The following is a 23,878-nucleotide window of genomic DNA, read 5'->3' on the forward strand; positions in this document are numbered from 1 at the left end:
GACAAACTAGGCGGCTTCGGCGCGGCGGCCTTTGATCCAGATCAAATCTCTGGTTTCAGGCGCGCGCCAGGAACCCCGCCACGAGGGCGACATGGGTGCTGTCCATCAAGGAGGGCGCGTGGCCGCATTCGGGGATGGTTTCCAGCCGCACGCCCGGGCTCTGGGCCATGCGCGCCGCCACCTCGGGCGCCAGGAGGTCGGAGTGCGCGCCGCGCAGCACCAGCACCGGCCGCTTCGCCACCATGGGCCAGAGCGGCCAGAGATCCACATCGGCAAGCACAGGTTTCATCAGTGGCACCAGGATGGCCGGGTCGAAATGCGCCACCACACGGCCACCGGGCGTCATCCGCGCGCCATGCCGGGCCATGGCCGCCCATTGCGCGTCGGTCAGCGAGCCGAAGCCCGCATTGGCGCGGCGCAAATGGGCTTCATAGGCGGCCATGTCCGCGAAGTCGGCGGGCGCGGCGCGCAGATGGTCGCGCAGGCGCATCGTGGCCTCCGCCGACAGGTATGGGCCGACATCATTCAGCACCAGCCTCCGGATGCGCGCACCGGGCACCGTGCATTGTCCCATGGCGATCAGCCCGCCCATGGAGGTGCCCACCCAATCCACCTCGCCCAACCCTTCCAGCAGGGGGGCGAGGGCGGCGAGATAGGTCGGCACCGCATAGGCTGTGGGACCGGGCAGCCACCCCGACGCGCCACGCCCCGGAATATCAGGACAGACCACGCGCCGGCCCTGCTCCGCCAGCGCCATGGCCAGTGCGTCGAAGTCGCGCCCGTTGCGGGTCAGCCCATGGACGCAGAGCACGGGTCGGCCATCGGCCGGCCCCCACTCCACCCAGCGCAGCAGCACACTGCCGGCCGGTGTCTGCGCCTGGAGCTGCCCCGCGCGCGGCGTCACAGGATGCCCTTTTCCTTCAGCGCGGCCACCTCGGCCGCCTCCATGCCCAGCAGCCCGCGCAGCACCTCCTCCGTGTGCTGGCCCAGCACCGGCGGCGGCACACGGTAGTCGGGCGGCGTGGCCGAGAGCTTCACGGGGTTGGCGATGACCTCGATCTCCTGCCCCGAGGCATGGGGCATCTTCACCCGCATCCCCCGCGCCTGGACGTGCGGGTCGGCGAAGACCTGCTCCAGCGTGTTGATCGGCCCGCAGGCGATCTTGAGCGCCTCCAGCGCCTCCACCCATTCGGAGGTGGTCTTGGACTTGGTCAGCGGCGTCAGCGTCTGCGTCACCAGGTCGCGATTGGCCACGCGCTGGGGGTTGGTGGCGAAACGCGGGTCGGCCAGCAGCGCCTCCTGGCCGAAGGCCTTGCAGAAGCGCTCGAAGGTGGGGTCGTTGCCGACGGCCAGGATCATGTAGCCATCCTTGGTCGGGAATTCCTGGTAGGGGCTGATATTGGGGTGCTGGTTGCCCAGGCGCGGCGGGTTCTCGCCGGTGGCGATGTAGTTCATGCCCTGGTTGGCCAGCCACGCCACATGCGTGTCCAGCATGCCGATGTCGATCTGCTGGCCCTGGCCGGTGGCGTTGCGATGGTTCAGCGCGGCCAGGATGCCGATGCAGCCATAGAGGCCGGCGAAGAGGTCCGCCACGGGCACGCCCACCTTCTGCGGGCTGCCATTGGGCTCGCCCGTCAGGGACATGACGCCGCCCATCGCCTGGATCAGCGCGTCATAGCCGGGGCGCGGGGCATAGGGCCCGGTCTGGCCGAAGCCGGTGATGGAGCAATAGATCAGCCGGGGGTACTTCTCCTTCAGCTGCTCCCAGCCCAGCCCGTACTTGGCCAGGGCGCCGACCTTGAAGTTCTCGGCCAGGATGTCGCAATGCTCCAGCAGCTTGTGGATCACCGCCTGGCCCTCGGGCTTGGCGATATCCACCGTGACCGAGAGCTTGTTGCGGTTCACACCCAGGAAATAGGCGCTCTCCTTCGTCTCCGGCCAGAAGGGGGGGCGAAGCCGCGCGTGTCGTCGCCCGCCTCGGGCCGTTCGATCTTGATGACCTCGGCGCCGAGGTCCCCCAGCATCTGGGTGCAGGTGGGGCCCGCCAGGACGCGGGTGAGGTCGAGCACGCGAAGCCCCTTGAGCGGGCCGGAAGGATTGGTCATGCGAATATCTTCTCCAGCGCCGCTTCCGTGCGGCGCACCAGTTCATCCGGCGGCAGAGTGCCTTCGAGGCGCAGCAGGGGGCAAGGGAGGGTGGTGAACCAGGCCTCGTGCCGGGCTCGGCTGCGCCCCGGCTCGGTGCCGGCGTCATAGGAGGCGGCCCAGGCCAGGAATTCCAGGTATTCCGCCCGGCGTGCGCCGCCAGGCGCGACCGCCGCGCCAAATCGCGCCGCCTCGCGCAGCCTGAGGCGCGCCAGCCGCACCTCCCGCGGGGTGTCGAGAAACACCACCAGGCGGAATTCCGGGGTCAGCGCCTCGCCCCAGCCCAATACGGCACCGGCCAGAACATAGGGCTGGCCCTGCGGGATCTGCGTGCGAAGGAAGGGGATTCGCTCCGGCGCCGGACGCAGCTCCTGATAGGGTGGCTCGGTGGGCAGCCACAGCGCGTCGTCCGTTTCGGCATAGGCCCAGCCCCGGCGCTGCGCGAGCCGCGCACCCAGGGTGGAGGTCCCCGCCCCCGCCGCGCCGGTGATGTGGATACCTCCCGCCATGGGAAGGCCCCTTCGCACTTGCAGCATGGCCGGCGCAAGCGCGAAATCAGGGACGCTTCCAAGTGTTGGCACGCTCACCCCGCGCCGCCCGCGTCGCGATCTCGGCGATGCGGACGGCCCGCGTGGCGGGGCGCCTGGCCTGCGCCACCCATTCGAGGTTCGCCCGGCGGTGCGAGGCCGGAAAACCCTGCCAAGCCTCCAAGGCGCCGGGCGTCGCGCAGCGCGTCCAGCAGGGCCTCCGGCTCGGTCAGCGCCGTCGCGGCGTCGAGGCGCGTCCAGCCGCCATCCTGCATGCTGCGCCGGATGGCGGCCTCACCCGGGGCGGCCATCAGGCCGGCGGCCGCCAGCCGCTCCACCCGCGCCTTGTTCACGCCCGACCAGGCGCTGCCCGGTCGGCGCGGTGACATCAGCAGCAGGGAGCGCGTGGCGTCGAGCTTGCGCGGGCGGCTGTCGATCCAGCCGAAGCAAAGCGCCTCCAGCACCGCGTCCTCGCTGGTCAGCGCGCCATGGCCCTTGCGCGGGATCACGAGCCACACGCTGCCCGAAGCGCCGTGATTCTCCGCGAGCCAGGCGCGCCAAGCGGCGCGATCGGGAAGGTCGAGAAGGGGGTGGTCGGGCATCGGGCCTCCGGCCGGGCGGCGGCGCTTTCACTACAGCGTCATCGCCGCGCCGCGCCACGGTCATCAGCCGGCGTTACCCGAGCGGCCTTGCGGCCGGGGGCATCAGCCCCCGAACTTCGCCTTGCCGTGCTGGGCCTCGCCTTCCTCGCCCTCATGCATCGCCTGGATGTAGCTGAAGGCCAGGAAGCCGCCGGTGGGCTTGCTGTCCCAGTATTCGGCCGAGCGCATGGTGACGGAGATCAGCGCCAGATCCTCGCTCCGCGCGCCTTCCGGGAACCAGGGGCGGGCATCCTCGGTCCAGAGCTCGCGCTGCTTCGCCACGTCCTGCACCACACGGGCGGTGCCGGCCACCGAGACATATTCCTTCCGCTCGGGGCAGGAGGCGGCGACCAGCACGTCATGGTCGCGCCCGATCTCCATGGATTTCGGGCTATCCACATCGGTGAAGAACCAGATGGTGCTGCCCTCCAGGCCCACGATCTGCATGGGGCGCGCATGCAGCCCGCCCTCGGGCGAATGGGTGGCCAGCATGACGATGCGGATATCGTCCAGCAGGGCGCGGGCCTTCTCGCGCGACATGGCATCAGGGGTGGTGGGCTCGGTCATCGGGGGTCTCCTCTATGGACCAAGCAACGGCGGCGGCCCGCCAGGGTTGCCCGGCGCCCCCCATCCGTCGCATGGTCCGACCCCTACGGAGGACACCGCCATGCTCGACACGCCGCACCCCACCCCGGCCGACCCCACCACGGATTGCCGCGCTCTGGCCAAGGCGCTGTCCGGCCTGCACTTCATCGGCGGGCGCTATGTGCCGGCCCGCTCCGGCAAGAGCTTCGCGGTGGTGAACCCCGCGACGGGCGAGGAAGTGGCCCGCGCCGCCGAGGGCGATGCCGCCGATGTGGACGCCGCGGTCCAGGACGCCGCCCGCGCCCAGAAGGAATGGGCCAAGGTCCCGGCCCGCAAGCGGGGCGCCCTGGTGCACCAATGCGCGGCCCTGCTGAAGGCGCATCAGGAGGAGCTGTCGCGCCTCATCGCGCTGGAAACCGGCAAGGCGCTGCGCACCGAAAGCCGCGTGGAAGCGGGCGTGGTGGCCGATGTGTTCGAGTTCTTCGGCGGCCTGGGTTCCGAGCTGAAGGGCGAGAGCGTCCCCTTCGCCCCCAACGTGCTGTCCGTGACGGTGCGTGAGCCGCTGGGCGTGGTCGGCGCCATCATCCCCTGGAACGTGCCGCTGCTGCTGATGGCGCTGAAGATCGCGCCCGCGCTGGTGGCCGGCAACACGGTGGTGGTGAAGTCGGCCGAGGAAGCGCCGCTGACCGTGCTGCGCATCTGCGAGCTGATGAACCGCATCCTGCCGCCCGGCTGCTTCAACATGCTGAGCGGCTTCGGGCCGGAATGCGGCGCGCCGCTGGTCACGCATCCCAAGGTGCGGAAGGTCACCTTCACCGGCAGCGTCGAGACCGGCAAGATCGTGGCCAAGGCCGCGGCCGACAAGCTCGTGCCCGTCACGCTGGAGCTGGGCGGCAAGTCGCCCATGATCGTCTTCGCGGATTGCGATTTCGAGAAGACCGTCTCCGGCGCCATCACCTCCATGCGCTTCACCCGCCAGGGCCAGAGTTGCACGGCGGCAAGCCGCATCTATGTGGAGCGCCCCATCTTCGACCGCTTCGTGGCCGAGATGAAGAAGGCCGTGGACGCCATGGTGATGGGCGACCCGCTGGACGAGAAGACCGACATCGGCACCATCATCAGCGAGGGCCAGTTCGAGAAGGTCCAGGGCTTCATCGAGGAAGGCAAGCGCACGCCCGGCGCCACCGCGCATGAGTGCAGCGCCATGCCGACCGACCCCGCGCTGAAGAAGGGCCTTTTCCTGCGCCCCGTGATCTTCACGGGCCTGGATGGCAATTCCCGCCTGGTGCGCGAGGAAATCTTCGGCCCCGTCACCGTCATCCAGCCCTTCGACGACGCCGAGGCCGTGCTGGCCGAAGCCAATGACAGCGAATACGGGCTGGCGGCGAGCCTCTGGACCAACAACCTCAAGGTCGGCCTCGACCTCGCGCACCGGCTGGAGGCGGGCCTCGTGCAGATCAACCAGAACCTGGTGGTGCAGGCGAACCTTTCCTATGGCGGCGTGAAGTCGTCCGGCCTCGGCAAGGAAGCGAGCCTGGAGGCCATGCTGGAGCACTTCACCCACAAGAAGACCATCATGGTGAATATGGCCTGATGGGCTGTGCGGCGCGGCCTCAACCGCCGCGCCGCGCCTTCAAGCCGGACCAGTAGTCCAGGCGCTTTCGGATCTCGCGTTCAAAGCCGCGCTCATTCGGCGTGAAGAAGATTTCGGCGCGCAGCGCTTCCGGCAAAAAATCCTGCCCCGCATAGGCTTCCGGCGCGTCGTGGTCGTACTGGTAGCCGGCGTGGTAGCCCAGCTCCTTCATCATCTTCGTGGGCGCGTTCAGCACCGACAGCGGCGGCGGCAGATGGGCGGTTCGCTCGGCGGCCGCCAAGGCGCGGGTGAAGCCCATATAGGCCGCGTTCGACTTGGGGGCCGTCGCCACATAGGTGATGGCCTGGGCCATGAAGAGCTTGGCCTCGGGCCAGCCCACGCGCTCATAGGCGTCCCAGGCCGAAATCACCTGCACCATGGCCTGGGGGTCGGCGGTGCCCACATCCTCGCTGGCGGCGCAGAGCAGGCGGCGGAACACCACCTCCGGCGCCTCGCCCCCGACCATCATCCGGGCCGCGTAGTACAGCGCCGCCTGCACGTCCGAGCCGCGAAGCGACTTATGGAAGGCGCTCAGCAGGTCGTAATGCCCGTCGCCCGCCTTGTCGTGCGTCGCCATGCGGCGCTGGAGCACGCGGCCGAGGCCCGCGGGGTCCAGCACCTCATCGCCCGGCAGGGTGGCCACCTGTTCCACCAGGTTCAGCAAGTAGCGCCCATCCCCGCCCGCGAGGGAAAGCAGCGCCGCGCGGGCCTCCTCCGTCAGGCGGAGCGGCGCGCCCAGCGCCGCCTCGGCGCGCGCCACCAGGGCGCCGAGCGCCGCCTCATCCAGGGCGCGCAACACCAGCACGCGGCAGCGGGAGAGCAGCGCGCCGTTGAGTTCGAAGGAGGGGTTTTCCGTCGTCGCGCCCACCAGCGTGACCGTCCCGTCCTCGACCACTGGCAGGAAGGCGTCCTGTTGGGCGCGGTTGAAGCGGTGGATCTCGTCGCAGAACAGCAGCGTGCCCTGCCCGCCCTCGCGCCGGCGTCGCGCCGCCTCGAAGATCTTGCGCAACTCCACCACGCCGGACTGGATGGCGCTGATGGCCTCGAAATGCAGGTCCGACACCTCGGCCAGCAGACGGGCGATGGTGGTCTTCCCCGTGCCCGGCGGCCCCCAGAGGATCAGCGAGGACAGCGCGCCAGCCGCCACCATCCGCCCGAGCGGCCCCTCGGGCCCGAGCAGGTGGTCCTGCCCCACCACCTCATCCAGGCGGGCGGGCCGCATCCGGTCCGCGAGGGGCCGGGGCGCCTGGCCGGCGAAGAGGCTCATGATGACCTCTGATTGGGCTTGCGAAGCACGGGCATAGGGGCATCCTACGCCGATCAGCAACGGAGGAAACCAATGCCCACGAAACGTGGCCTTCTCATCGCCGGCGCGGGCCTGCTCGCCGCGCCCGCCATCGCGCAGCAGCGCGTGACGCGGCTTCTCGTCACCTTCCCGCCGGGTGGGTCCACCGACATCCTGGGCCGCATCATCGCGCCCGCGATCGAGCGGCAGCTGGGCCATACGGTGGTGGTGGACAATCGCGGCGGCGCCAATGGCGCGGTGGCCATGGCGGCCCTGGCGCAGGCGCCGGCGGATGGCAGCACCTTCGCCCTCGATGCCGGCGGGGCCACGACCAACCCACACCTCATGCGCGGCCTCGGCTTCGACTACGCGACGGCCTTCGCGCCCGTGACCCAGGCCACCATCCTGCCCGCCCTGCTGATCGTGCGCGGGGACAGCCCCATCCGGGACTTCCAGGGCTTCGTGGCCCATGCGCGCGCCAATCCGGGGCAGGTCAGCTATGGCAGTTCGGGCGTGGGCACGGGGTCGCACCTGGCAGGGGCGCTGCTGATGCGGCGGGCGCAGTTGCAGGCGACGCATGTGCCCTATCGGGGCGGCGCGGACCAGCTGACCTCGATCCGGCGCGGCGACACCATCACCACCTTCAGCACCATCCCGACCATCGCGGGGCTGATCCGCGACGGGGCCATCCGGCCGCTGGTGGCCTCCACACCGCAGCGGGCGCGCGCCTACCCGGATGTGCCGACCGTGGCGGAAAGCGGCTTCCCGGGCTTTTCCATCTATGACTTCCACGCGATCTACGCGCCGGCCAACACGCCGAGCGAGGCGATCGCGCGCATGGCCTCCGCGGTGCGGGCGGCGATGAACGACCCGGAATTGCAGCAGCGCTTCCTCAGCCTCGGCCTGGAACCCGCCGCGCATGGGCCGGAGGCCTTCGCCAACTTCCTGCGCCAGCGGCGGGACGAGATGGGCGCGCTGATCCAGGCCGAGGGCATCCGCCTGGAGGGCTGACGGGCAGGCGGCAAGAATAGCCGATTACGCCCCTGCGCCGGATGGTCTATGGCCGGCGCATGATCACACGACGCACCGCGGGGCTGGGGCTGGCCACGGCCGTGGCCGCCCCCTTGGCCGCCCCCTTGGTCGCCCTGGCCCAGGGCTGGGCCGCCCTGCCCGAGACCTTCGCCGCCATCGAGCGGCGGCACGGCGGAAGGCTCGGCGCCGCGGTGCTGGACCTCGCCACGGGGCAGACCGTGGCGCATCGGGGCGAGGAACGCTTTCCCCTCACCAGCACCTTCAAGCTGCCCCTGGCCGGGGCCGTGCTGGCGCGGGTGGAGGCGGGGCAGGAGCGGCTGGACCGGCGCATCGCCTTCGGGCGGGAGGCGCTGGTCACCTGGTCGCCCGTGACGGAAGTCGCGGCGGGCGGACCGGGGCTGACGGTGGAGGCCCTGGCCGAGGCCTGCATGACCATCAGCGACAACACCGCCGCCAACCTGCTGCTCGACGCGCTGGGCGGCCCCTCGGCGCTGACAGCCTTCCTGCGCGGCATCGGCGACACGCAATCCCGCCTGGACCGCGTCGAGACCGCGCTCAACGAGGCCCGCCCCGGCGACCCGCGCGACACCACCACGCCGCTGGCCATGCTGGGCACGCTGCGGGCGCTGACGCTGGGGGATGCGCTCTCGCAGGACAGCCGGGCGCGATTGCTGGCCTGGATGCGCGCGAACCGCACGGGCGGCCCCCTGCTGCGCGCCAGCCTGCCCGCGGGATGGGAGGCCGGGGACCGCACCGGGGCCGGGGGTTTCAACAGCCGCGCCGTCATCGGCCTGCTCTGGCCGCCTGGCGGGCGGCCGCCCCTCCTGGTCACGGCCTACCTGACCGAGGGCCCGGCCGCGATGGCGGCGCGGGACGCGGCGCTGGCGGAACTGGGCGCGGCCGTGGTGGCCGCCACCGCATGAGGCGCCGCGCGCTGCTGGCCCTGCCGCTGCTGCCCGCCACGGCGCGCGCGCAGCCTGCCAGTATCCGCCTCGTCATCGCCTTTCCGCCCGGCGGCTCCACCGACATCCTGGGCCGGCTGCTGGCGCCGCGCCTGGCGGCACGGCTGGGCGCGCTGGTGACGCCCGAGAACCGCAGCGGCGCGGGCGGGGCCGTGGCTTCGGGCCATGTGGCGCATTCGGCGCCCGATGGGGGCACGCTGCTGCTCGATTCCGGGGGGCAGGCGGTAAACCCGGCCCTGATGCGCGGCCTCGGCTTCGACTATGCGCGCGACCTGGCGCCCGTCACCCTGCTGGCCACCCTGCCCCTGCTGCTGGTGGCGCGGCCGGGCTTCGGCGTGGGGGATGTGCCGGCCCTGGTCGAACGCCTGCGGGCCGATCCGCGCCACGCGCGCTATGGCAGCGTGGGCGTGGGCTCGCGCACCCATATCGCGGCCGCCGCCCTGCTGCGCCGCGCCGGCATCGCGGGCGAGCACGTGCCCTATCGCGGCGGGGCCGACCAGGTGCAGGGCATGCTGCGCGGCGATGTGCCCTTCGGCTTCACCTCGCTCGCCCTGGCCGCGCCGCTGCTGGCCGACGGACGGCTGCGGGCGCTGGGCGTCTCCACCGCCACCCGCGCGGCGGCGCTGCCGGACGTCAAAACGATCGCCGAACAGGGCCTCCCCGGCTTCGCCCATGGCGACTGGGTGGCGCTGCTGGTGCCGGCGGGCACGCCGGAGGGGGTGGTCGCGCGCCTGGCGGAAGCCGCCATCGAAGCGATGGGCGAGGCCGAGATCGCGCCCCGCCTCGCCGCCCTCGGCCTCCAGCCGGAGGCGCGGGGCCCGGCCCATCTCGCGGCATTCCTGGCGGAGGAGCGCGCCCTGATGGCGCGCATCATCGCCGAGGAGGAAATCCGCCTCGACTGAGGCTCAGCGGATGGTGCCGGTGGTCGGGCTGGAGGGGTCCGCCCGGTAGTCGCGCGGCATCCGCCCCGCGAGATAGGCATGGCGCCCCGCGATCACCGCATGCTTCATGGCCGCCGCCATCCGCACCGGGTCCTGGGCATGGGCAATGGCGCTGTTCAGCAGCACCGCGTCGCAGCCCAGTTCCATGGCGAAGGCGGCCTCGCTGGCCGTGCCGATGCCCGCATCCACCAGCACCGGCACCTTCGCCTGGGCCTTGATGGCGCGGATCATGTAGGGGTTCACCACCCCCATGCCGGAGCCGATCGGGGCACCCAGCGGCATGATGGCCACGCAGCCCATCTCCTCCAGGCGCTTGGCCGCCACGGGGTCATCGGCGCAATAGACCATCACCTCGAAATTGTCGGCCAGCAGGGCGGCGGCGGCCTCGAAGGTCGCGGCCATGTCAGGGTAGAGGAAGGGCGGCGGGCCCAGAACCTCCAGCTTGACCAGGTTCCAGCCGCCGGCCTCGCGCGCCAGGCGCAGGGTGCGCACCGCGTCCTGCGCCGTGTGGCAGCCGGCCGTGTTGGGCAGGTAGGTGTACTGGGTGGGCGGGACGAAATCCTGCAGCATGGGGGCCTTGGGGTCGCTGAGGTTCACCCGGCGCACGGCCACCGTCACCATCTCGGCGCCGCTGGCGGCGATGCTGGCCGCCGTCTCCTCCAGCGATTTGTAGCGACCCGTGCCGACCACGAGGCGCGAGCGGAAGCGCCGCCCGGCCACGGTCCAGCCGTCATCCTCCAAGGTGGTCGCGTTCATGTCAGCCGCCCCCGATGAAATGGACGATCTCGATCTGGTCGCCATCGCAAAGCGACGTCTCGTCGTAGAGGGAGCGCGGGACGATCTCGAGGTTGCGTTCCACCGCGATCTTGCGGCGGGGCAGGCCCAGATGGTCCAGCAGCCCGGCCACGCTCACGCCCGCGGGCAGCGAGAGGGCCTCGCCATTCACCGTGAGGCGGAGGGTGGGGGCCGTGCGCGTCCCGGCCAGGGAGGTGTCCGTCATGGGAGGAACATGGCGAGGCCCCGCCATCAGGGCAAGGACGCCCCCGCGTCCCTGCCCTCCCCTCGGGCCGCTTGCCGCTCTGCGGGCGCGCGTGCTAGCCGCACCGCTCGCGCCTTTTGTCACCGGTCCGGATCAAGCCATGCAGCTCGTCGCCGTCCTGAACGGCCCCAACCTCAACATGCTCGGCACGCGGGAGCCGGAGAAATACGGCACCGCCACGCTGGACGATGTGGAGGCCCTCTGCGCCGAGGCGGCGGAGGAGCTGGGGCTGGCGATCGATTTCCGCCAGACCAATTCCGAGGGCGAGCTCGTCACCTGGATCCAGGAATGCCGGGGCCATGCGCAGGGCATCGTCATCAACCCGGCGGGCTACACCACCACCTCGGTGGCCGTGCTCGACGCGCTGCTCGCGGTCGGGCTGCCGGTGATCGAGGTGCACATCACGAACATCCACCGACGCGAGGAATTCCGTCAGCACAGCCTGGTCTCCAAGGCGGCGACGGGGGTCATCGCCGGGCTCGGGGTGGCCGGCTACGCGCTGGCGCTCCAGGCCATGGCGGGGCTGATCGCGGATGGTGAGGACGAGGAATAATGACCAGCGGAATCCAGTTCGACCCGGAGGCGATCCGTCGCCTCGCGGACATCCTGCGTGAAACCGACCTGACCGAGATCGAGCTGTCCGAGAAGGATGCGCGCATCCGCGTGGCGCGGGTGGTGACGGTGGCGCCGGCGGCCCCCGCCTACTATCCGGCGCCCCAGGCGCCCGCCCCGGCCCCGGTGCCGGTGGCGCCCGTCGCCGCGGCGGCGGCGGCTGCTGATTCGCTCGACCCGAAGCATCCCGGGCTGGTGACCTCGCCGATGGTGGGCGTGGCCTACCTGGCGCCCGAGCCGGGCGCGGCGCCCTTCGTGAGCCTGGGCAGCAAGGTGGCGGTCGGCCAGACCCTGCTGCTGATCGAGGCCATGAAAACCTTCAACCAGATCAAGGCGACGCGGGCCGGCACCGTCACGCGCATCCTGGTCGAGGCCGGCACGCCCGTGGAATACGGGGAGCCGCTGGTGCTGGTGGAGTGATGCAGCCCGAACGGCACGTCATCACCGTGACCAGCACCTCGCCACGAGAATCCGGCCGCACCGCGGCCGGCGCCGCCCACCTGACTCCGCCCACCAGCGCGCCTGCCGCGCGGCGTAGCCAAGCCGGCGGAGCCGGCGCCCGGCGCTTGAGGGCATGATGAAAAAGGTCCTGATCGCCAATCGCGGCGAGATCGCGCTTCGCGTTCACCGCGCCTGCCAGGAAATGGGCATCCGCACCGTCGCCGTCCACAGCACGGCCGACGAGACGGCCATGCATGTGCGCCTGGCCGACGAAAGCGTGTGCATCGGCCCCCCGCCCGCACGGGAGAGCTATCTCAACGTCGCCAACATCCTCTCCGCCGCCGCCATCACCGGGGCGGACGCCATCCATCCGGGCTATGGCTTCCTCAGCGAAAACGCCAAGTTCGCGGAGATGGTGGAGGCGCACGGCTTCACCTTCATCGGCCCCACGGCGGACCACATCCGCATGATGGGCGACAAGATCACCGCCAAGGACACCATGCGCCGCCTGGGCGTGCCGCTGGTGCCGGGGTCGAAGGGCGCGCTGGCCTCGCTGGAGGAGGCGCGTTCCGTGGCCGAGGAGGTCATGTACCCCGTGCTGATCAAGGCCGCGGCGGGCGGCGGCGGGCGCGGCATGAAGGTGGCCCGCGATGCCTCCGAGCTCGAGGAGGCCTGGCGCGTGGCCCGCACCGAGGCCAAGGCCGCCTTCGGCAATGACGAGGTCTATCTCGAGAAATACCTCGACCGCCCCCGCCACATCGAGTTGCAGGTCCTGGCCGACACCCACGGCAATGTCGTGCATTTCGGCGAGCGTGACTGCTCGCTCCAGCGCCGCCACCAGAAGCTGGTGGAGGAAGCGGGCAGCCCCGTGCTGACGCCCGCCGAGCGCGACGCGCTGGGCGCCCAGGTGACGGCGGGCCTGCGGCAACTGGGCTACCGCAACGCCGGCACGCTGGAATTCCTGTGGCAGGATGGGCAGTTCGCCTTCATCGAGATGAACACCCGCCTGCAGGTGGAACATCCCGTCACCGAGATGGTCTGCGGCGTGGACCTGGTGCGCGAGCAGATCCGCGTCGCCGCCGGCGAGAAGCTGGGCTACGGCCAGGAGGATGTGCGCTTCTCCGGCCACGCCATCGAGTGCCGCGTGACGGCCGAACACCCCGAGACCTTCGCGCCCTCGCCGGGCCGCGTCACGACCTACCACGCGCCGGGGGGCCTCGGCGTGCGGGTGGATAGCGCGCTCTATTCCGGCTATTCGGTGCCGCCGCATTACGACAGCCTGGTGGCCAAGCTGATCGTCCATGCGCCCACCCGCGCCCAGGCCATCGCCCGCACCCGGCGCGCGCTGGACGAGATGGTGGTGGACGGCATCGAGACCACGCTGCCGCTACACAAGCGCATCATGGAAGACCCGGAATTCCAGGCCGGCGACTACACGATCCATTGGCTGGAACGGTTCGTGGGCCGGAACGGCTGACGCGAAGCCCGTGCCTTCCCGGCGCGATTGTGGCATCATCCCGTGCATGCCCAAAGCTGTCCCAGCGCGTCGGGCGGGCTGAGCATCACGCATGTCCACCCGCCGCCAGATGGAAATCACGCCGGAGCTGATGCTCCGCGCCTACCGTATCGGGCTCTTCCCGATGGCGGAAAGCCGTGACGCCCAGACCCTCTACTGGCTGGACCCCGAGCAGCGCGGGGTGATCCCGCTGGAGGCATTCCACCTGCCGCGGCGCCTGGCGCGGCGGGTGCGGCAAGCGCCCTATGTCATCACCGCGGACACGGAATTCGAGGCGGTGATAGACGCCTGCGCGGCACCCCGCCCCAACAGCAATGACAGCTGGATCAACGAGGAAATCCGCCGCCTCTTCCTCGCCCTGCACGCCCAGGGGCACGCCCATTCGCTGGAGGCCTGGCGGGAGGGGGAGCTGGTGGGCGGGCTCTATGGCGTGGCGCTGGGCGCGGCCTTCTTCGGCGAGAGCATGTTCAGCCGCGCCGATGATGCGTCGAAGATCGCGCTCGTGCATCTCGTGGCGCGGCTCAGGCTGGGGGGCTTCACCCTGCTGGACGCGCAGTTCCAGACCGAACACCTGGCGCAGTTCGGCACGCGCGAGGTGCCGCGCAATCTCTACAAGCAGCTGCTGGCGGATGCGGTGGAGAAGCCCGCCGAGTTCCAGGCGGCGCCGGAGCCCGCGCTTCTCTCGGCCGAGCTGGAACGGATGCGGCAGAAGCCTGGCTGAGCGCTACACCATCCGCAGCAGCGTCCCGTCCTTGCGGACGGCCTGGTGAAAGATGGCGGCGCCGATATGGACCACCAGCAGCGCCGCGATGGTCCAGCCCAGCCAGCGGTGGAACATCAGCAGCCATTCGGCCAGCGGCACATTGGCTTCCATGAATTTCGGCAGGTCGATCAGGCCCATATAGGCGGTGGCGCCCTGCATGGGGAAACCAAAGGCGTTGGTGGCGAAGAAGCCCAGCAGCGGCTGCAGGATGAGGGCGGCGTAGAGCGCGTGATGCACGCCGTCCGCCACGCGGCGCATGCCATCCGGTACGGCGGGGTTGGGGGGACGGGGTTCCGCAGCCGCCAGGCCAGCCGCGCGAGGGCCACGAAGAACAGGGTGAAGCCGGCGCTTTCATGGATGGCGTAGAAGGCCATCTTGCTCTCGTCCTTCACATGCGGAATGACGAAGCCGAGCGGCAATGCCACGGCCATCAGCGCGGCCGTGACCCAGTGGAACCATTTCGCCGTGGAAGTGTAGCCCATGCGCGCCTCCTGCCCCGTCACCCGCATCATGCCATGGCCATGATCGCGGCGCACGCCGATTGGTCCATGGAGCCGCGCAAGCGCTGGGTGGCGGTGGCACGGCGGGGCGCGCAAGGCTGGCGGATGGAGGCGCCCGTGCCGGTGGGCGAGCCCGCGCGCCTCGCTGCCGCGCTGCTGGCGGAGGGCATGCCGGCGGTGCTGGGCCTCGACCTGCCGCTCGGCGTGCCACGCGGCTTCGCGGCGGGCCGGCCCGAGGGCGGCTTCGTGGAATTCCTGGCCAGCCGCGCCGGGGATGCGCGCTTCTTCACCGTGAACCCGGGGCTGGAGGGCGTGGGGCGGGACGCCCCTTTCTATCCGGCGCGGGGGGTGAAGGGCATGACACGGGCGGCGCATGCGGCGGCGCTGGGGCTGGATGGGCCGGCCGCGCTGAACCGCTGGTGCGACCGCGCCACCTCCACGCGCCCGGCCGGCGCGCCGGTGTTCTGGACGCTGGGCGCCAACCAGTCGGGCAAGGCCGCCATCACCGCCTGGCGGGACTGGCTGGCGCCGGCGCTGGCGGCGGGCGCGCCCTATGACCTCTGGCCCTTCGCCGGCCCGCTGCACGGGCTGCTGCGGCCCGGGCGGCTTGCCCTGGCGGAGGTCTATCCGGCCGAGGCTTTGCGCCAACTCGGCCTGCGGCTGCTGGGCAGCAAGCGCGCCGAAGCCCCGCGCCGCGCCCTGGCCGAAGCGCTGCTGGCCTGCATGGCGGCGCTGGGGGTGGAAGCGACCCCGGCGCTCGCCGCCATGGCGCGCGCGGGCTTCGGCGCCGATGCGGCGGGAGAGGACCGGCTGGACTGCACGCTGGGCCTGCTTTGCCTCATCGCGGTGCTGGACGGGGTGCGGGCGGACACCATCCCCGACGACCCCATGGTGCGCGCCTGGGAGGGCTGGGTGCTGGGCCAGGCCCTTCCGCTGGCGTGACGGCTGCGGCAACCTTGGCGTGATGTACACGCCGCCCGCCTTCCGCGAGGACCGCCCCGAAATCCTGCACCGCCTCATGGCGCAGGCCCGCCTGGCCACGCTGGTCTCCAACGGCGCGGGGGGCGTGCCCGACATCACCCTGCTGCCGCTGATGCACAGCCCGGGCCAAGGGATCATCCTGGGCCACCTCGCCCGCGCCAACCCGCACTGGAAGGCGCTGCGCGCGGCGGGGCGGGCCATCGCCATCTTCCAGGGGGCGGAGGGCTACATCTCGCCCTCCTCCTACCCCTCCAAGGCCGAGCATCACCGCGTCGTCCCGACCTGGAACTACGAGGCCGTGCTCGCGGAGGGCCCGGTGGAGATCGTGGAGGACGCCGCGCGCCTGCACGAGATCGTGAGCAGCCTGACCGACCTGCACGAGGGGGCGCGCGCGAACCCTTGGCGCGTGACCGACGCGCCGGAAGACTTCATCCAGGGCCAGCTCAAGGGCATCGTCGGCATGGTGCTGCGGATCGAGACGCTGACGGGCAAGCGCAAGCTCTCGCAGAACCGCAATGCCGCGGACCGCGAAGGGGCGCTGGCCGGACTGACCACGGAACAGGCCGCGCTGGCCCATGCCATGCGCGCGCAGCAAGGGGGCGAGTGAATGGAACTGGGTCTGCGCGGCAAGCGCGTCGTCATCACGGGCGCCTCCAAGGGCATCGGCTTTGCCTGCGCCGAGGCCTTCGCGGCGGAGGGCTGCGACCTGGTGCTGGCCGCCCGCCAGCCGGAGGAGGCCGCGGCCAGGCTGCGCGCCCGCTTCCAGCTGCGCATCGAGGCCGTGACGGCCGACCTCTCGCGCCCCGAGGACCGTGCCCGCCTGCACGATGTGGCGGCCGAGGCCGACATCCTGGTGAACAATGCCGGCGCCATCCCCTCGGGCGGCATCGCGGACATCTCGATGGAACGCTGGATGGAGGCCTGGAACCTCAAGGTCTTCGGCTATTTCCACCTGACGCAGCTTTTCCTGGCCTCGATGCGGGCGCGGCGGCAGGGCGTCATCTGCAACATCATCGGCATGGCGGGGCGGGCCTGGAAGCCGGGCTACATCGCGGGCACGGCGGGCAATGCGGCGCTGATCGCCTTCACCTCCGCGGTGGGCTTCGACGCGCAGAAGGATGGCGTGCGCGTCTTTGGCATCAACCCGGCCGTCACGCGCACCGAGCGCATGGAAACCCAGGCCCGCTTCCGCGCCGAGCAGGCGCTGGGCGACCCCACGCGCTGGCGCGAGATGGTGACCGGCCTGCCCTATGACCGACCCATCGAGCCGCGGGAGATCGCGGAGATGGCCGTCTTCGGCAGTTCCGCCCGCGCGGGCTATCTCAACGGCACCGTCGTGGACATTGATGGCGCCGGCCAGTTCAAGGGGTGAGGGCCTGATGGTCGCAACCCGCGCGCTCGACCTCGTGGAGGGCGATGACCCGCTGCCCGAATCCGCCGATGTGGTGGTCATCGGCGCCGGCATCATCGGCGTTTCGGCCGCCTGGCATTTGGCCAAGGCCGGGCATTCGGTGGCCCTGCTGGAAAAGGGCGTGGTGGCCGGCGAGCAATCCAGCCGCAACTGGGGCTGGTGCCGCACCATGAATCGCGACGAGCGGGAAATCCCGCTCATGCAGCACAGCCAGTCGCTCTGGGACACGCTGCCCGGCGAGATCGGCGCGGAGATGGGCTTTCGGCGCGCGGGCCTCGTCTATGTCACCAAGGACCCGGCGCAGCTCGCGTCCTGGGAGGCCTGGCTGGACATGGCGCGGCCCTACCAGATGGGCGCGCGCATGATTGATGCCGAGGAGGCGCGACGCCTCGCCCCCTGCCCCGGCGAGGACTGGGTGGGCGGCGTCGTCTCCCCACGCGATGGCCGGGCGGAACCGGCGCTGGCCGCCCCCGCTTTGGCCCGCGCCGCCCGCGCCCGCGGCGCGACGCTGCACCAGAACTGCGCGGTGCGGGGCCTGGACACCACGGGCGGGCGCATCAGCGGTGTCTTCACCGAGAAGGGCTTCATCCGCACCCAGGCCGTGGTGCTGGCGGCGGGCGCCTGGGCATCCATGTTCCTGCGGCGGCATGGCGTGGACATGCCCCAATCCTCGGTCCACTCGACCATCTTCGCCACCACGCCCGGGCCGCGCGTCAGCGAGGGGCCGATCTACACGCCCGAGGTCATCCTCACCCCGCTGCTCGATGGTGGGTATCTCGTGGCGGCCAAGGCGCGCGGGCGGCTGGAACTCACGCCAGCCGGCATCCGCTACGCCCGCCAATTCCTGCCCAGCCTGCGGAAGAACTGGAAGCTGGTGGAGCTGCGCTTCGGCCGCTCCTTCTTCGAGGGGCCGGACGCCTGGCATGGCAAGTGGTCCTTCGACCAACCCACCGTCTTCGAGCGGATGCGCGTGCTGGAGGCCAAGCCCAAGGCGAGCATCGTGCAGCCGGCGCTGGACGCCATCGCCGCCGCCTTCCCGCAACTGTCCGGGCTCAAGCCCGCGCGGCTCTGGGCGGGCTGGATCGATTCGACGCCCGATGCGGTGCCGGTCATCTCCCCCGTGGCATCCCTGCCCGGGATGGTCGTGGCGGCGGGCTTCAGCGGGCATGGTTTCGGCATCGGGCCGGGCGCGGGGCGGCTGGCCGCGGACCTCGCCACCGGCGCGCCGCCCGTGGTGGACCCCGCGGCCTTCGCGCTGTCGCGCTTCCATGACGGGTCGAAGTTGAGGGCGCCGGCGGGGATCTAGCGTCTGATCGTCTTTGGCGGAATCGCCAAAGGCGTGAATCAGCCGCGTGGCAAAGCGTCTGATCGTCTTTGGCGGAATCGCCGAAGGCGTGACTCAGCCGCTCAACAAAGCTCAGGCCCGGCGGAACATGCGCCGGATCGGCCGGCTGCGCCTGGCATACCAGGCCAGCGCCCGGCGCTCGCGCTCCTCGATGGCGGGAATGGCCTGGGGCCAGCGCGCGCGGATCTTGTCCACGCCGCGCGCCGCCCAGACATACTGGTCGCGCAGCATCCACACGGCGAGGGCCAGGAAGATCCAGCCCGGCATGATGGGCAGGATCAGCCCGATCACGCCCAGGAACAGGGCGCCGAAGCCCAGCAGCTTGCGGGTCAGGGAAGGGCGAAGCACGACCATGGCGGCAGAGGTGGCCCCTGCCCCTCCCCCCTTCAAGCGAGACGCCGCCTGGAATGCGGCGGCTTTGGCCAGTTCCATGCGCATCTGGCGCTTTTGCCGGCAGCGTCTCCGTGCAGCCGGCCACAGCTTCGCAACGGGGCATTGCAGCGCGCCCATCGCCCGGCTTCCATGCGCCGTCGCCCATCGAGGACCCCATGCCCGCACCGCGAAACCTCGCCGAACTGGAAGCCGATGTGGCGCGGGACCTGGAGCTGACGGCCCATCCCCGCGCGCCCTGGCTGGTGCCGCGCCAGGTGGGGGGCCGAGACATCCTGGACGTGCTCATCATCGGCGGCGGGCAATGCGGGCTGGCGGTGGCCCACGCGCTGCGACGCGACAAGGTGGACAATATCCTGGTCGTGGACCGCGCGGGCTACGGCCAGGAAGGCCCCTGGGTCACCTATGCGCGGATGCGCGCCCTGCGCAGCCTGAAGGACCAGACGGGACCGGACCTCAAGCTGCCCTCGCTGACCTACCAGGCCTGGCACGAGGCGAGCTTCGGCCGCGACGACTGGGACCGCATGCGCTGGATTCCCAAGGAATTCTGGAACGACTACCTGCTGTGGTTCCGCCGCGTCACCGGCATTCCCGTCCGAAACGGCGTCGAGGCCGGCCCCATCCGCCCCATCCGCACCGATTGCGGCCTGCCAGCGCTGGAGGTCGTCACCAGCGCCGGCATGATGCGCGCGCGCAAGGTGGTGCTGGCCACGGGGCAGGAGGGTGTGGGCGGCTGGTGGATGCCGCCGCAGATCGAGGCCCTGCCCCGCCCCTTCCGCGCCCACACCAATGAGATGATCGACTTCGACGCCCTGCGCGGGAAGGTGGTGGCCGTGCTGGGGGCCGGCGCTAGCGCCTTCGACAACGCCGCCGTGGCCCTGGAGCAGGGCGCGGCCGAGGTCCACCTCTTCTGCCGCCGCGCCGAGCCCATGGTGGTGCAGCCCTATCGCTGGCTCACCTTCGCGGGCTTCCTGCGCCACATGGGCGAGATGCCCGATGAATGGCGCTGGCGCTTCATGTCCTACATCCTGGGCCTGCGCGAGGGCTTCGCGCAGGACCACTACGACCGGGTGATGAAGCACGCGAATTTCCACATGCATGTGGGCCGTGAGTGGACGGGCGCCGCCATCCAGAACGGCCGCGTGGCGCTGGACACGCCCACCGGCCCCTTCACGGCGGATTTCCTCATCACCGGCACGGGCACGCGCATGGACCCGGGCCTCTGCCCCGAACTGGTCCATTGCGCGGACAACATCGCCCTCTGGGCCGACCGCTACACGCCCCCGCCCGAGGAGGCGAACCCGCGCCTCGCGCAATTCCCCTACCTCAACCCCGACAGCGCCTTCCTCGAACGCCGCCCCGGCGAGACGCCCTGGATCGCGGACATCCACCTCTTCGGCATCGGCACGACGATGAGCTTCGGCCCGGCCGGCAGTTCCATCAACGCCATGTCCATCAGCGCGCCGCGCGTGGCCGCCGGCGTCACGCGCGGCCTGTTCCAGGCCGACCTGCCGCGCCTCTACGCCGACCTGCGCGCCTATGAGCAGAAACAGGTGGAGCTGGACCCCGCCCGCCTCGTCCGCCACGCTGCGGAGTAGCCATCGGCATCCGCCCCGCCTACCCTCCTCGGCAGAGATCGGGAGAGAAACGATGAAACGCTTTTGCGCGCTGATCCTGGCGCTTGGCCTCGCCCTGCCGGCCGCGGCGCAGGACTATCCCAGCCGCCCCGTGCAGATGATCATCCCCTTCCCCGCCGGCGGGAACACGGACCTGATGGCCCGCGCCCTGCAGCAGGAGATGTCGCGCATCCTGGGCGGCACCGTGGTGGCCGTGAACCGCGGCGGCGCCGCCGGCACCATCGGCAACCGCGAGGTGCATCGCGCGGCCCCCGATGGTCACACCATCGGCCTCTCACCCAACAACGCGCTGACCACCCAGCCGCACCTCCAGCCCGGCACCTATGCCGTGGACCAGTTCCGCTACATCTGCGGCGTCTATGAGAACCCCTATGTCGTGGTCCTCGCCCGCAACGCGCCTTTCCGCGACTTCGCGGGGATGATCGCGCATGCCCGCACCGGCCCCGAGGCGCTGGTCTATGGCGGGCCAGGCCAGGGCAGCACGCCGCACCTCGTCATGGCGCAGCTTCTGCAACGCGCGGGCGTGACGGGCCTCTTCGTGCCCTATCAAGGCTCGGGCCCCATGGCGCAGGCCGCACTGGCCGGCGACATCATGGTCTTCGCCGAGGCCGCCACCATCCCGGCCACCACGGGCCTCGGCATCCTCGCCGCCATCGACCACCAGCGCATGCCGAGCCTGCCGGACGTGCCCTCGGTCGCGGAACTCGGCGTGCCCATGCGCGGCTCGACCTATGGCGGCCTCATCGCCCCGGCCGGGCTGCCCGACGCCATCGCCCAGCGCCTGGAACAGGCCTGCCAGACGGCGGTGAACAGCGAGCCCTTCCAGGCCGCCGCACGCCGCCTCAACGCCGAACCCGCCTTCACCCCGGGCGCCGCCTTCCGCACCCGCCTCACGGAAGAAAGCCAGGCCAACCAGGAACTGATGCGGACGCTCGGCATCGGGCGGTAAGGGGCTCCGCGGGAGGGCGCCGCCCTCCCGGACCCTCCCGCCGGGGACTTTGGGTCCCCGGACCCCTTGAGACCTTGGTCGGGTTTTCGGGGAGGGGCGTCACGGGCGCCCCGGTTGTCACACGTACGCCATGCCCCTCCCCGCAAACCCGACAAACGCATCGGGTCCAGGGGCCCACTGGCCCCTGGCGGGGGAGCGCGAGGGGGCGGCGCCCCCTCGCAGGGCGCACCCTACCCCCGAAGCAGCGCGGCCAGCTTCGGGTCCAGGTTGGTGCTGGCTCTGCCGCGCGGGGGGGCGAGGCTGCCCTGGCTGGGCTTGGGCGGGTTCAGGGCGACCAGGGCTTCCAGGAATTTCACCCCGCAGGCGATGCCGTCCAGCAGGGGCACCGGGGCTTGCGGCTGGAGTTGGGGGCCGAAGCCGGCCAGGGCTGCGCCGCCCATGATGACCGCGTCCGCGCCCTCGGCAACGGCGCGCTGGATGCCGCCCAACACCTGCCGGGCCACGCCATCGGGGTCGCGCAGGCTGTCCTGGGGCGTCACGTCGAGCCCGACCAGGGAGGCGCAGCGCGAGGTCAGGCCGTGCGCGGCGATACGTTCGCGATAGGTCTCGACGCCCCCGAAGGTGACCAGGCCGAAGCGCGCGCCGAGGAAGCAGGCGCCGAACAGCGCGGCCTCGGTCATGCCGACCACCGGGCAGGGCATGAGCTGGCGCGCGGCCTCCAGCGCCGTGTCGTGGCTGACGGCGAGAAGGACGCCCTCCACCGCGCCCGCATGCTGGGCCAGCAATTCCAGCAGCGCATGCCCCGCGATGATGTTCTCCGCGCGGGTGGAGATGACCTCGGGGCCGAAGCGCGGCGTGGCGGGAATGATCTCGGTGCCGGGCGCGGCGGCGGCGCGCGCGGCGTCCGCGCAGCGCTGCGTGATGGCCTCGGTGGTGTTGGCGTTGGCGATGAGCAGGCGCATGATTTTCCCATCCAAGAGGGAATCACCATGGAAGCCAAGCTCGACCTGCCCTTCGACGCGGACAAGATGCTGAACGGCCTGCGCCGCTGGGTGGAGTGCGAAAGCCCCACCCATGACGCCGCGGCGGTGAACCGCATGATGGCGATGGCGGGCCGCCACCTGGCACTGATGGGCGCGACCGTCGAGACCATCCCGGGCCGGAAGGGGTTTGGCGACTGCGTGCGCGCCCGGTTTCCGCACACCAGCACCGAGAAGGGCATCCTGGTCCTGGCGCATCTCGACACGGTGCATCCGGTGGGCACCCTGGCCGAGGGGCTGCCCTTCAAGCGCGTGGGCGACAAGGCCTATGGCCCCGGCATCCAGGACATGAAGGGCGGCACCTATCTGGCGGTGGAGGCCATCGGCCAGCTCATCAAGGCCGGCATCCCCACCTCCAAGCCCGTGACCGTGCTGCTGACCAGCGACGAGGAGGTGGGCAGCCCCTCCACGCGTGACCTGATCGAGGCCGAGGCCGCGCGGCACAGCGTGGTGCTGGTGCCGGAGCCCGCGCGCCCCGATGGCGGCGTGGTCACCGGCCGCTATGCCATCGCGCGCTTCAACCTGCGGACCACGGGCCGGCCCTCCCATGCGGGCGCGCGGCTGGGCGAGGGTCGCAGCGCCATCCGGGAGATGTGCAAGCAGATCATCGCCATCGAGGAGATGACGACCGAGGCCTGCACCTTCTCGGTCGGCGTCATCCATGGCGGGCAGTGGGTGAACTGCGTCGCCACCCATTGCGACGCCGAGGCGCTTTCCATGGCCAAGCGCCAGGAGGATCTGGACGCTGCGGTGGAGCGGATGCTGTCGCTCAAGCCCACGGGCAATGAGGTGAAGCTCGATGTCACGCGCGGCGTGACGCGGCCGGTGTGGGAGCCGGACGACAAGGTGCTGGCGCTGCACGCCAAGGCGGAAGCACTGGCGAAGCGGCTGGGCTTCGCTTTGCCGCATGAAAGCTCGGGCGGCGGGTCGGATGGCAATTTCACGGGGGCCATGGGCATCCCCACGCTGGACGGCCTCGGCATCCAGGGGGCGCTCGCGCATACCTTGCAGGAGCATGTGCAGATCAGCTCCATGGTGCCGCGGGCCAAGCTCTTCGCGGGGCTGCTGCAGAGCGTCTGATTTTTGAGGGCGCCGTCCCGCATTTTTTTGCGTACCAAATGTTTATTTTGATGCAATCCGGGGTGGGTTCATTTACCTTCTCCGTATTGTCTCTGCGGAATATGGATATGCGCCTGCCCCTCGCTCTCGCGGCCTCAATGCTTCTCGCGGTTCCGGCCTTTGCCCAGAGCGGCTTCTCACCCGGCGGCGTGGCCAATTCCCGCGCCGCCGCGCAGCGGCAGATTCCCGGCGAGGCCCTGAATGCCCGCCCCGAATTGGCACCGCGTTCCGGCACCGCCGCGGGGGACCGGATGACGCGCCAGCAGATGCAGCAGCGCCTGGGCCAGGGCTTCAACAGCTCCGGCCTCGCCCGCAACTCGGCACCGCCGCCGGCCAGTGCGCTGACCCATGTGCCCGGCGGAAGCACCCCGCCCCGGCGCTGATT

The 23,878-nt window shown here is 71.1% G+C and carries 28 protein-coding genes and 1 pseudogene; 17 read left to right on the forward strand and 12 right to left on the reverse strand.

What is annotated here, in order from left to right:
• Positions 1-55: 55 nt before the first annotated feature.
• Genes ICW72_RS08030 through ICW72_RS21315 form a run of 5 tightly spaced genes read right to left on the reverse strand, consistent with a single transcriptional unit; the run spans position 56 to position 2,855 of the window.
• Complete coding sequence (locus tag ICW72_RS08030; RefSeq protein WP_191085718.1) at positions 56-904, reverse strand: alpha/beta fold hydrolase; 849 nt, start codon at positions 902-904, stop codon at positions 56-58.
• Positions 901-1,905: a CaiB/BaiF CoA transferase family protein gene (locus ICW72_RS08035; RefSeq protein ID WP_456300181.1), complete on the reverse strand. Its 1,005-nt coding sequence runs from the start codon at positions 1,903-1,905 to the stop codon at positions 901-903. The genes ICW72_RS08030 and ICW72_RS08035 overlap by 4 nt, the downstream gene beginning before the upstream one ends.
• Positions 1,902-2,105, reverse strand: coding sequence for a CoA transferase (locus ICW72_RS21405; protein ID WP_456300182.1), 204 nt, complete (start codon positions 2,103-2,105; stop codon positions 1,902-1,904). The genes ICW72_RS08035 and ICW72_RS21405 overlap by 4 nt, the downstream gene beginning before the upstream one ends.
• Positions 2,102-2,653, reverse strand: a complete 552-nt coding sequence (locus tag ICW72_RS08040) for a P-loop NTPase family protein (RefSeq protein WP_191085719.1) — start codon at positions 2,651-2,653, stop codon at positions 2,102-2,104. The genes ICW72_RS21405 and ICW72_RS08040 overlap by 4 nt, the downstream gene beginning before the upstream one ends.
• A gap of 46 nt (positions 2,654-2,699) precedes the next feature.
• Positions 2,700-2,855, reverse strand: a complete 156-nt coding sequence (locus ICW72_RS21315) for a YdeI/OmpD-associated family protein (protein WP_223880908.1) — start codon at positions 2,853-2,855, stop codon at positions 2,700-2,702.
• Positions 2,856-3,016: 161 nt separating this feature from the next.
• Between ICW72_RS21315 and ICW72_RS21320 the strand changes: the two genes are divergently transcribed.
• On the forward strand, positions 3,017-3,208 hold the full coding sequence (locus tag ICW72_RS21320; RefSeq protein ID WP_223880909.1) for a hypothetical protein: 192 nt from the start codon (positions 3,017-3,019) through the stop codon (positions 3,206-3,208).
• A gap of 167 nt (positions 3,209-3,375) precedes the next feature.
• On the opposite strand, the gene ICW72_RS08050 is transcribed toward ICW72_RS21320, so the two are convergent.
• Positions 3,376-3,879 carry a pyridoxamine 5'-phosphate oxidase family protein gene (locus ICW72_RS08050; protein ID WP_191085720.1) on the reverse strand — a complete coding sequence of 168 codons (504 nt, stop codon included), beginning with the start codon at positions 3,877-3,879 and terminating at the stop codon, positions 3,376-3,378.
• A gap of 100 nt (positions 3,880-3,979) precedes the next feature.
• Here ICW72_RS08050 and ICW72_RS08055 point away from each other — a divergent pair, with 100 nt between their 5' ends.
• Positions 3,980-5,491, forward strand: a complete 1,512-nt coding sequence (locus ICW72_RS08055; RefSeq protein WP_191085721.1) for an aldehyde dehydrogenase family protein — start codon at positions 3,980-3,982, stop codon at positions 5,489-5,491.
• Positions 5,492-5,510: 19 nt separating this feature from the next.
• Here the strand turns inward: ICW72_RS08055 and ICW72_RS08060 are convergent, their stop codons facing one another.
• The gene (locus tag ICW72_RS08060) at positions 5,511-6,797 is read right to left on the reverse strand and encodes a replication-associated recombination protein A (RefSeq protein ID WP_191085722.1); all 1,287 of its coding nucleotides are present in this window, start codon (positions 6,795-6,797) and stop codon (positions 5,511-5,513) included.
• Positions 6,798-6,869: 72 nt separating this feature from the next.
• Between ICW72_RS08060 and ICW72_RS08065 the strand changes: the two genes are divergently transcribed.
• Genes ICW72_RS08065 through ICW72_RS08075 form a run of 3 tightly spaced genes read left to right on the forward strand, consistent with a single transcriptional unit; the run spans position 6,870 to position 9,711 of the window.
• Positions 6,870-7,826, forward strand: a complete 957-nt coding sequence (locus ICW72_RS08065) for a Bug family tripartite tricarboxylate transporter substrate binding protein (protein ID WP_191085723.1) — start codon at positions 6,870-6,872, stop codon at positions 7,824-7,826.
• A gap of 59 nt (positions 7,827-7,885) precedes the next feature.
• Positions 7,886-8,770: a class A beta-lactamase gene (gene bla, locus ICW72_RS08070; protein ID WP_223880910.1), complete on the forward strand. Its 885-nt coding sequence runs from the start codon at positions 7,886-7,888 to the stop codon at positions 8,768-8,770.
• Positions 8,767-9,711: a Bug family tripartite tricarboxylate transporter substrate binding protein gene (locus ICW72_RS08075; RefSeq protein WP_191085725.1), complete on the forward strand. Its 945-nt coding sequence runs from the start codon at positions 8,767-8,769 to the stop codon at positions 9,709-9,711. The genes bla and ICW72_RS08075 overlap by 4 nt, the downstream gene beginning before the upstream one ends.
• 3 nt (positions 9,712-9,714) lie before the next feature.
• Here ICW72_RS08075 and ICW72_RS08080 read toward each other — a convergent pair whose 3' ends face one another.
• Both ICW72_RS08080 and thiS read right to left on the reverse strand, forming a co-directional pair.
• The gene (locus ICW72_RS08080; RefSeq protein WP_191085726.1) at positions 9,715-10,506 is read right to left on the reverse strand and encodes a thiazole synthase; all 792 of its coding nucleotides are present in this window, start codon (positions 10,504-10,506) and stop codon (positions 9,715-9,717) included.
• Position 10,507: 1 nt separating this feature from the next.
• Complete coding sequence (gene thiS / locus ICW72_RS08085) at positions 10,508-10,750, reverse strand: sulfur carrier protein ThiS (protein ID WP_191085727.1); 243 nt, start codon at positions 10,748-10,750, stop codon at positions 10,508-10,510.
• A 139-nt stretch (positions 10,751-10,889) separates the two neighbouring features.
• On the opposite strand from thiS, the gene aroQ reads away from it, so the two are divergent.
• The 4 genes from aroQ to aat all read left to right on the forward strand — a co-directional run bounded on the left by aroQ (position 10,890) and on the right by aat (position 14,079).
• Positions 10,890-11,342, forward strand: a complete 453-nt coding sequence (aroQ, locus tag ICW72_RS08090; protein WP_191085728.1) for a type II 3-dehydroquinate dehydratase — start codon at positions 10,890-10,892, stop codon at positions 11,340-11,342.
• Positions 11,342-11,821, forward strand: coding sequence for an acetyl-CoA carboxylase biotin carboxyl carrier protein (gene accB, locus ICW72_RS08095; protein ID WP_191085729.1), 480 nt, complete (start codon positions 11,342-11,344; stop codon positions 11,819-11,821). Before aroQ ends, accB begins: the two co-directional genes overlap by 1 nt.
• A 154-nt stretch (positions 11,822-11,975) precedes the next feature.
• Positions 11,976-13,319, forward strand: a complete 1,344-nt coding sequence (accC, locus tag ICW72_RS08100; protein WP_191085730.1) for an acetyl-CoA carboxylase biotin carboxylase subunit — start codon at positions 11,976-11,978, stop codon at positions 13,317-13,319.
• 91 nt (positions 13,320-13,410) lie between these two features.
• Positions 13,411-14,079: a leucyl/phenylalanyl-tRNA--protein transferase gene (gene aat / locus ICW72_RS08105; protein WP_223880911.1), complete on the forward strand. Its 669-nt coding sequence runs from the start codon at positions 13,411-13,413 to the stop codon at positions 14,077-14,079.
• Positions 14,080-14,082: 3 nt separating this feature from the next.
• Here the strand turns inward: aat and ICW72_RS21325 are convergent.
• Positions 14,083-14,633: pseudogene (locus ICW72_RS21325) on the reverse strand (cytochrome b).
• A 9-nt stretch (positions 14,634-14,642) separates the two neighbouring features.
• On the opposite strand from ICW72_RS21325, the gene ICW72_RS08115 reads away from it, so the two are divergent.
• The 4 genes from ICW72_RS08115 to ICW72_RS08130 are packed head-to-tail and all read left to right on the forward strand — an operon-like array spanning position 14,643 to position 18,319.
• Positions 14,643-15,563: a DUF429 domain-containing protein gene (locus tag ICW72_RS08115; RefSeq protein ID WP_191085732.1), complete on the forward strand. Its 921-nt coding sequence runs from the start codon at positions 14,643-14,645 to the stop codon at positions 15,561-15,563.
• A 22-nt stretch (positions 15,564-15,585) separates the two neighbouring features.
• Positions 15,586-16,209, forward strand: coding sequence for an FMN-binding negative transcriptional regulator (locus ICW72_RS08120; RefSeq protein WP_191085733.1), 624 nt, complete (start codon positions 15,586-15,588; stop codon positions 16,207-16,209).
• Positions 16,210-16,974 (forward strand): short-chain dehydrogenase/reductase, encoded by a 765-nt coding sequence (locus tag ICW72_RS08125; protein WP_191085734.1) that lies wholly within the window; start codon positions 16,210-16,212, stop codon positions 16,972-16,974.
• A 7-nt stretch (positions 16,975-16,981) separates the two neighbouring features.
• The gene (locus ICW72_RS08130) at positions 16,982-18,319 is read left to right on the forward strand and encodes an NAD(P)/FAD-dependent oxidoreductase (RefSeq protein WP_191085735.1); all 1,338 of its coding nucleotides are present in this window, start codon (positions 16,982-16,984) and stop codon (positions 18,317-18,319) included.
• 111 nt (positions 18,320-18,430) lie between these two features.
• On the opposite strand, the gene ICW72_RS08135 is transcribed toward ICW72_RS08130, so the two are convergent.
• Entirely contained in the window at positions 18,431-18,712 is a 282-nt protein-coding gene (locus ICW72_RS08135; RefSeq protein WP_191085736.1) for a YbaN family protein, read from the reverse strand.
• Positions 18,713-18,906: 194 nt separating this feature from the next.
• Here ICW72_RS08135 and ICW72_RS08140 point away from each other — a divergent pair, with 194 nt between their 5' ends.
• Positions 18,907-20,346: an NAD(P)-binding domain-containing protein gene (locus ICW72_RS08140; protein ID WP_191085737.1), complete on the forward strand. Its 1,440-nt coding sequence runs from the start codon at positions 18,907-18,909 to the stop codon at positions 20,344-20,346.
• 52 nt (positions 20,347-20,398) lie between these two features.
• A complete protein-coding gene (locus tag ICW72_RS08145; protein ID WP_191085738.1) occupies positions 20,399-21,334 on the forward strand; it encodes a tripartite tricarboxylate transporter substrate binding protein in 936 nt (311 codons plus the stop codon).
• Between the two features lie 230 nt (positions 21,335-21,564).
• Here the strand turns inward: ICW72_RS08145 and ICW72_RS08150 are convergent, their stop codons facing one another.
• Entirely contained in the window at positions 21,565-22,296 is a 732-nt protein-coding gene (locus ICW72_RS08150; RefSeq protein ID WP_223880912.1) for an aspartate/glutamate racemase family protein, read from the reverse strand.
• Positions 22,297-22,323: 27 nt separating this feature from the next.
• Between ICW72_RS08150 and ICW72_RS08155 the strand changes: the two genes are divergently transcribed.
• Together ICW72_RS08155 and ICW72_RS08160 are read left to right on the forward strand one after the other, a co-directional pair.
• The gene (locus ICW72_RS08155; protein WP_191085739.1) at positions 22,324-23,454 is read left to right on the forward strand and encodes a M20/M25/M40 family metallo-hydrolase; all 1,131 of its coding nucleotides are present in this window, start codon (positions 22,324-22,326) and stop codon (positions 23,452-23,454) included.
• A 188-nt stretch (positions 23,455-23,642) separates the two neighbouring features.
• Positions 23,643-23,876 (forward strand): hypothetical protein, encoded by a 234-nt coding sequence (locus ICW72_RS08160; protein WP_191085740.1) that lies wholly within the window; start codon positions 23,643-23,645, stop codon positions 23,874-23,876.
• The last annotated feature ends 2 nt before the right edge of the window (positions 23,877-23,878 follow it).

Source organism: Roseococcus microcysteis (genome assembly GCF_014764365.1).
Classification (GTDB): Bacteria; Pseudomonadota; Alphaproteobacteria; order Acetobacterales; family Acetobacteraceae; genus Roseococcus; species Roseococcus microcysteis.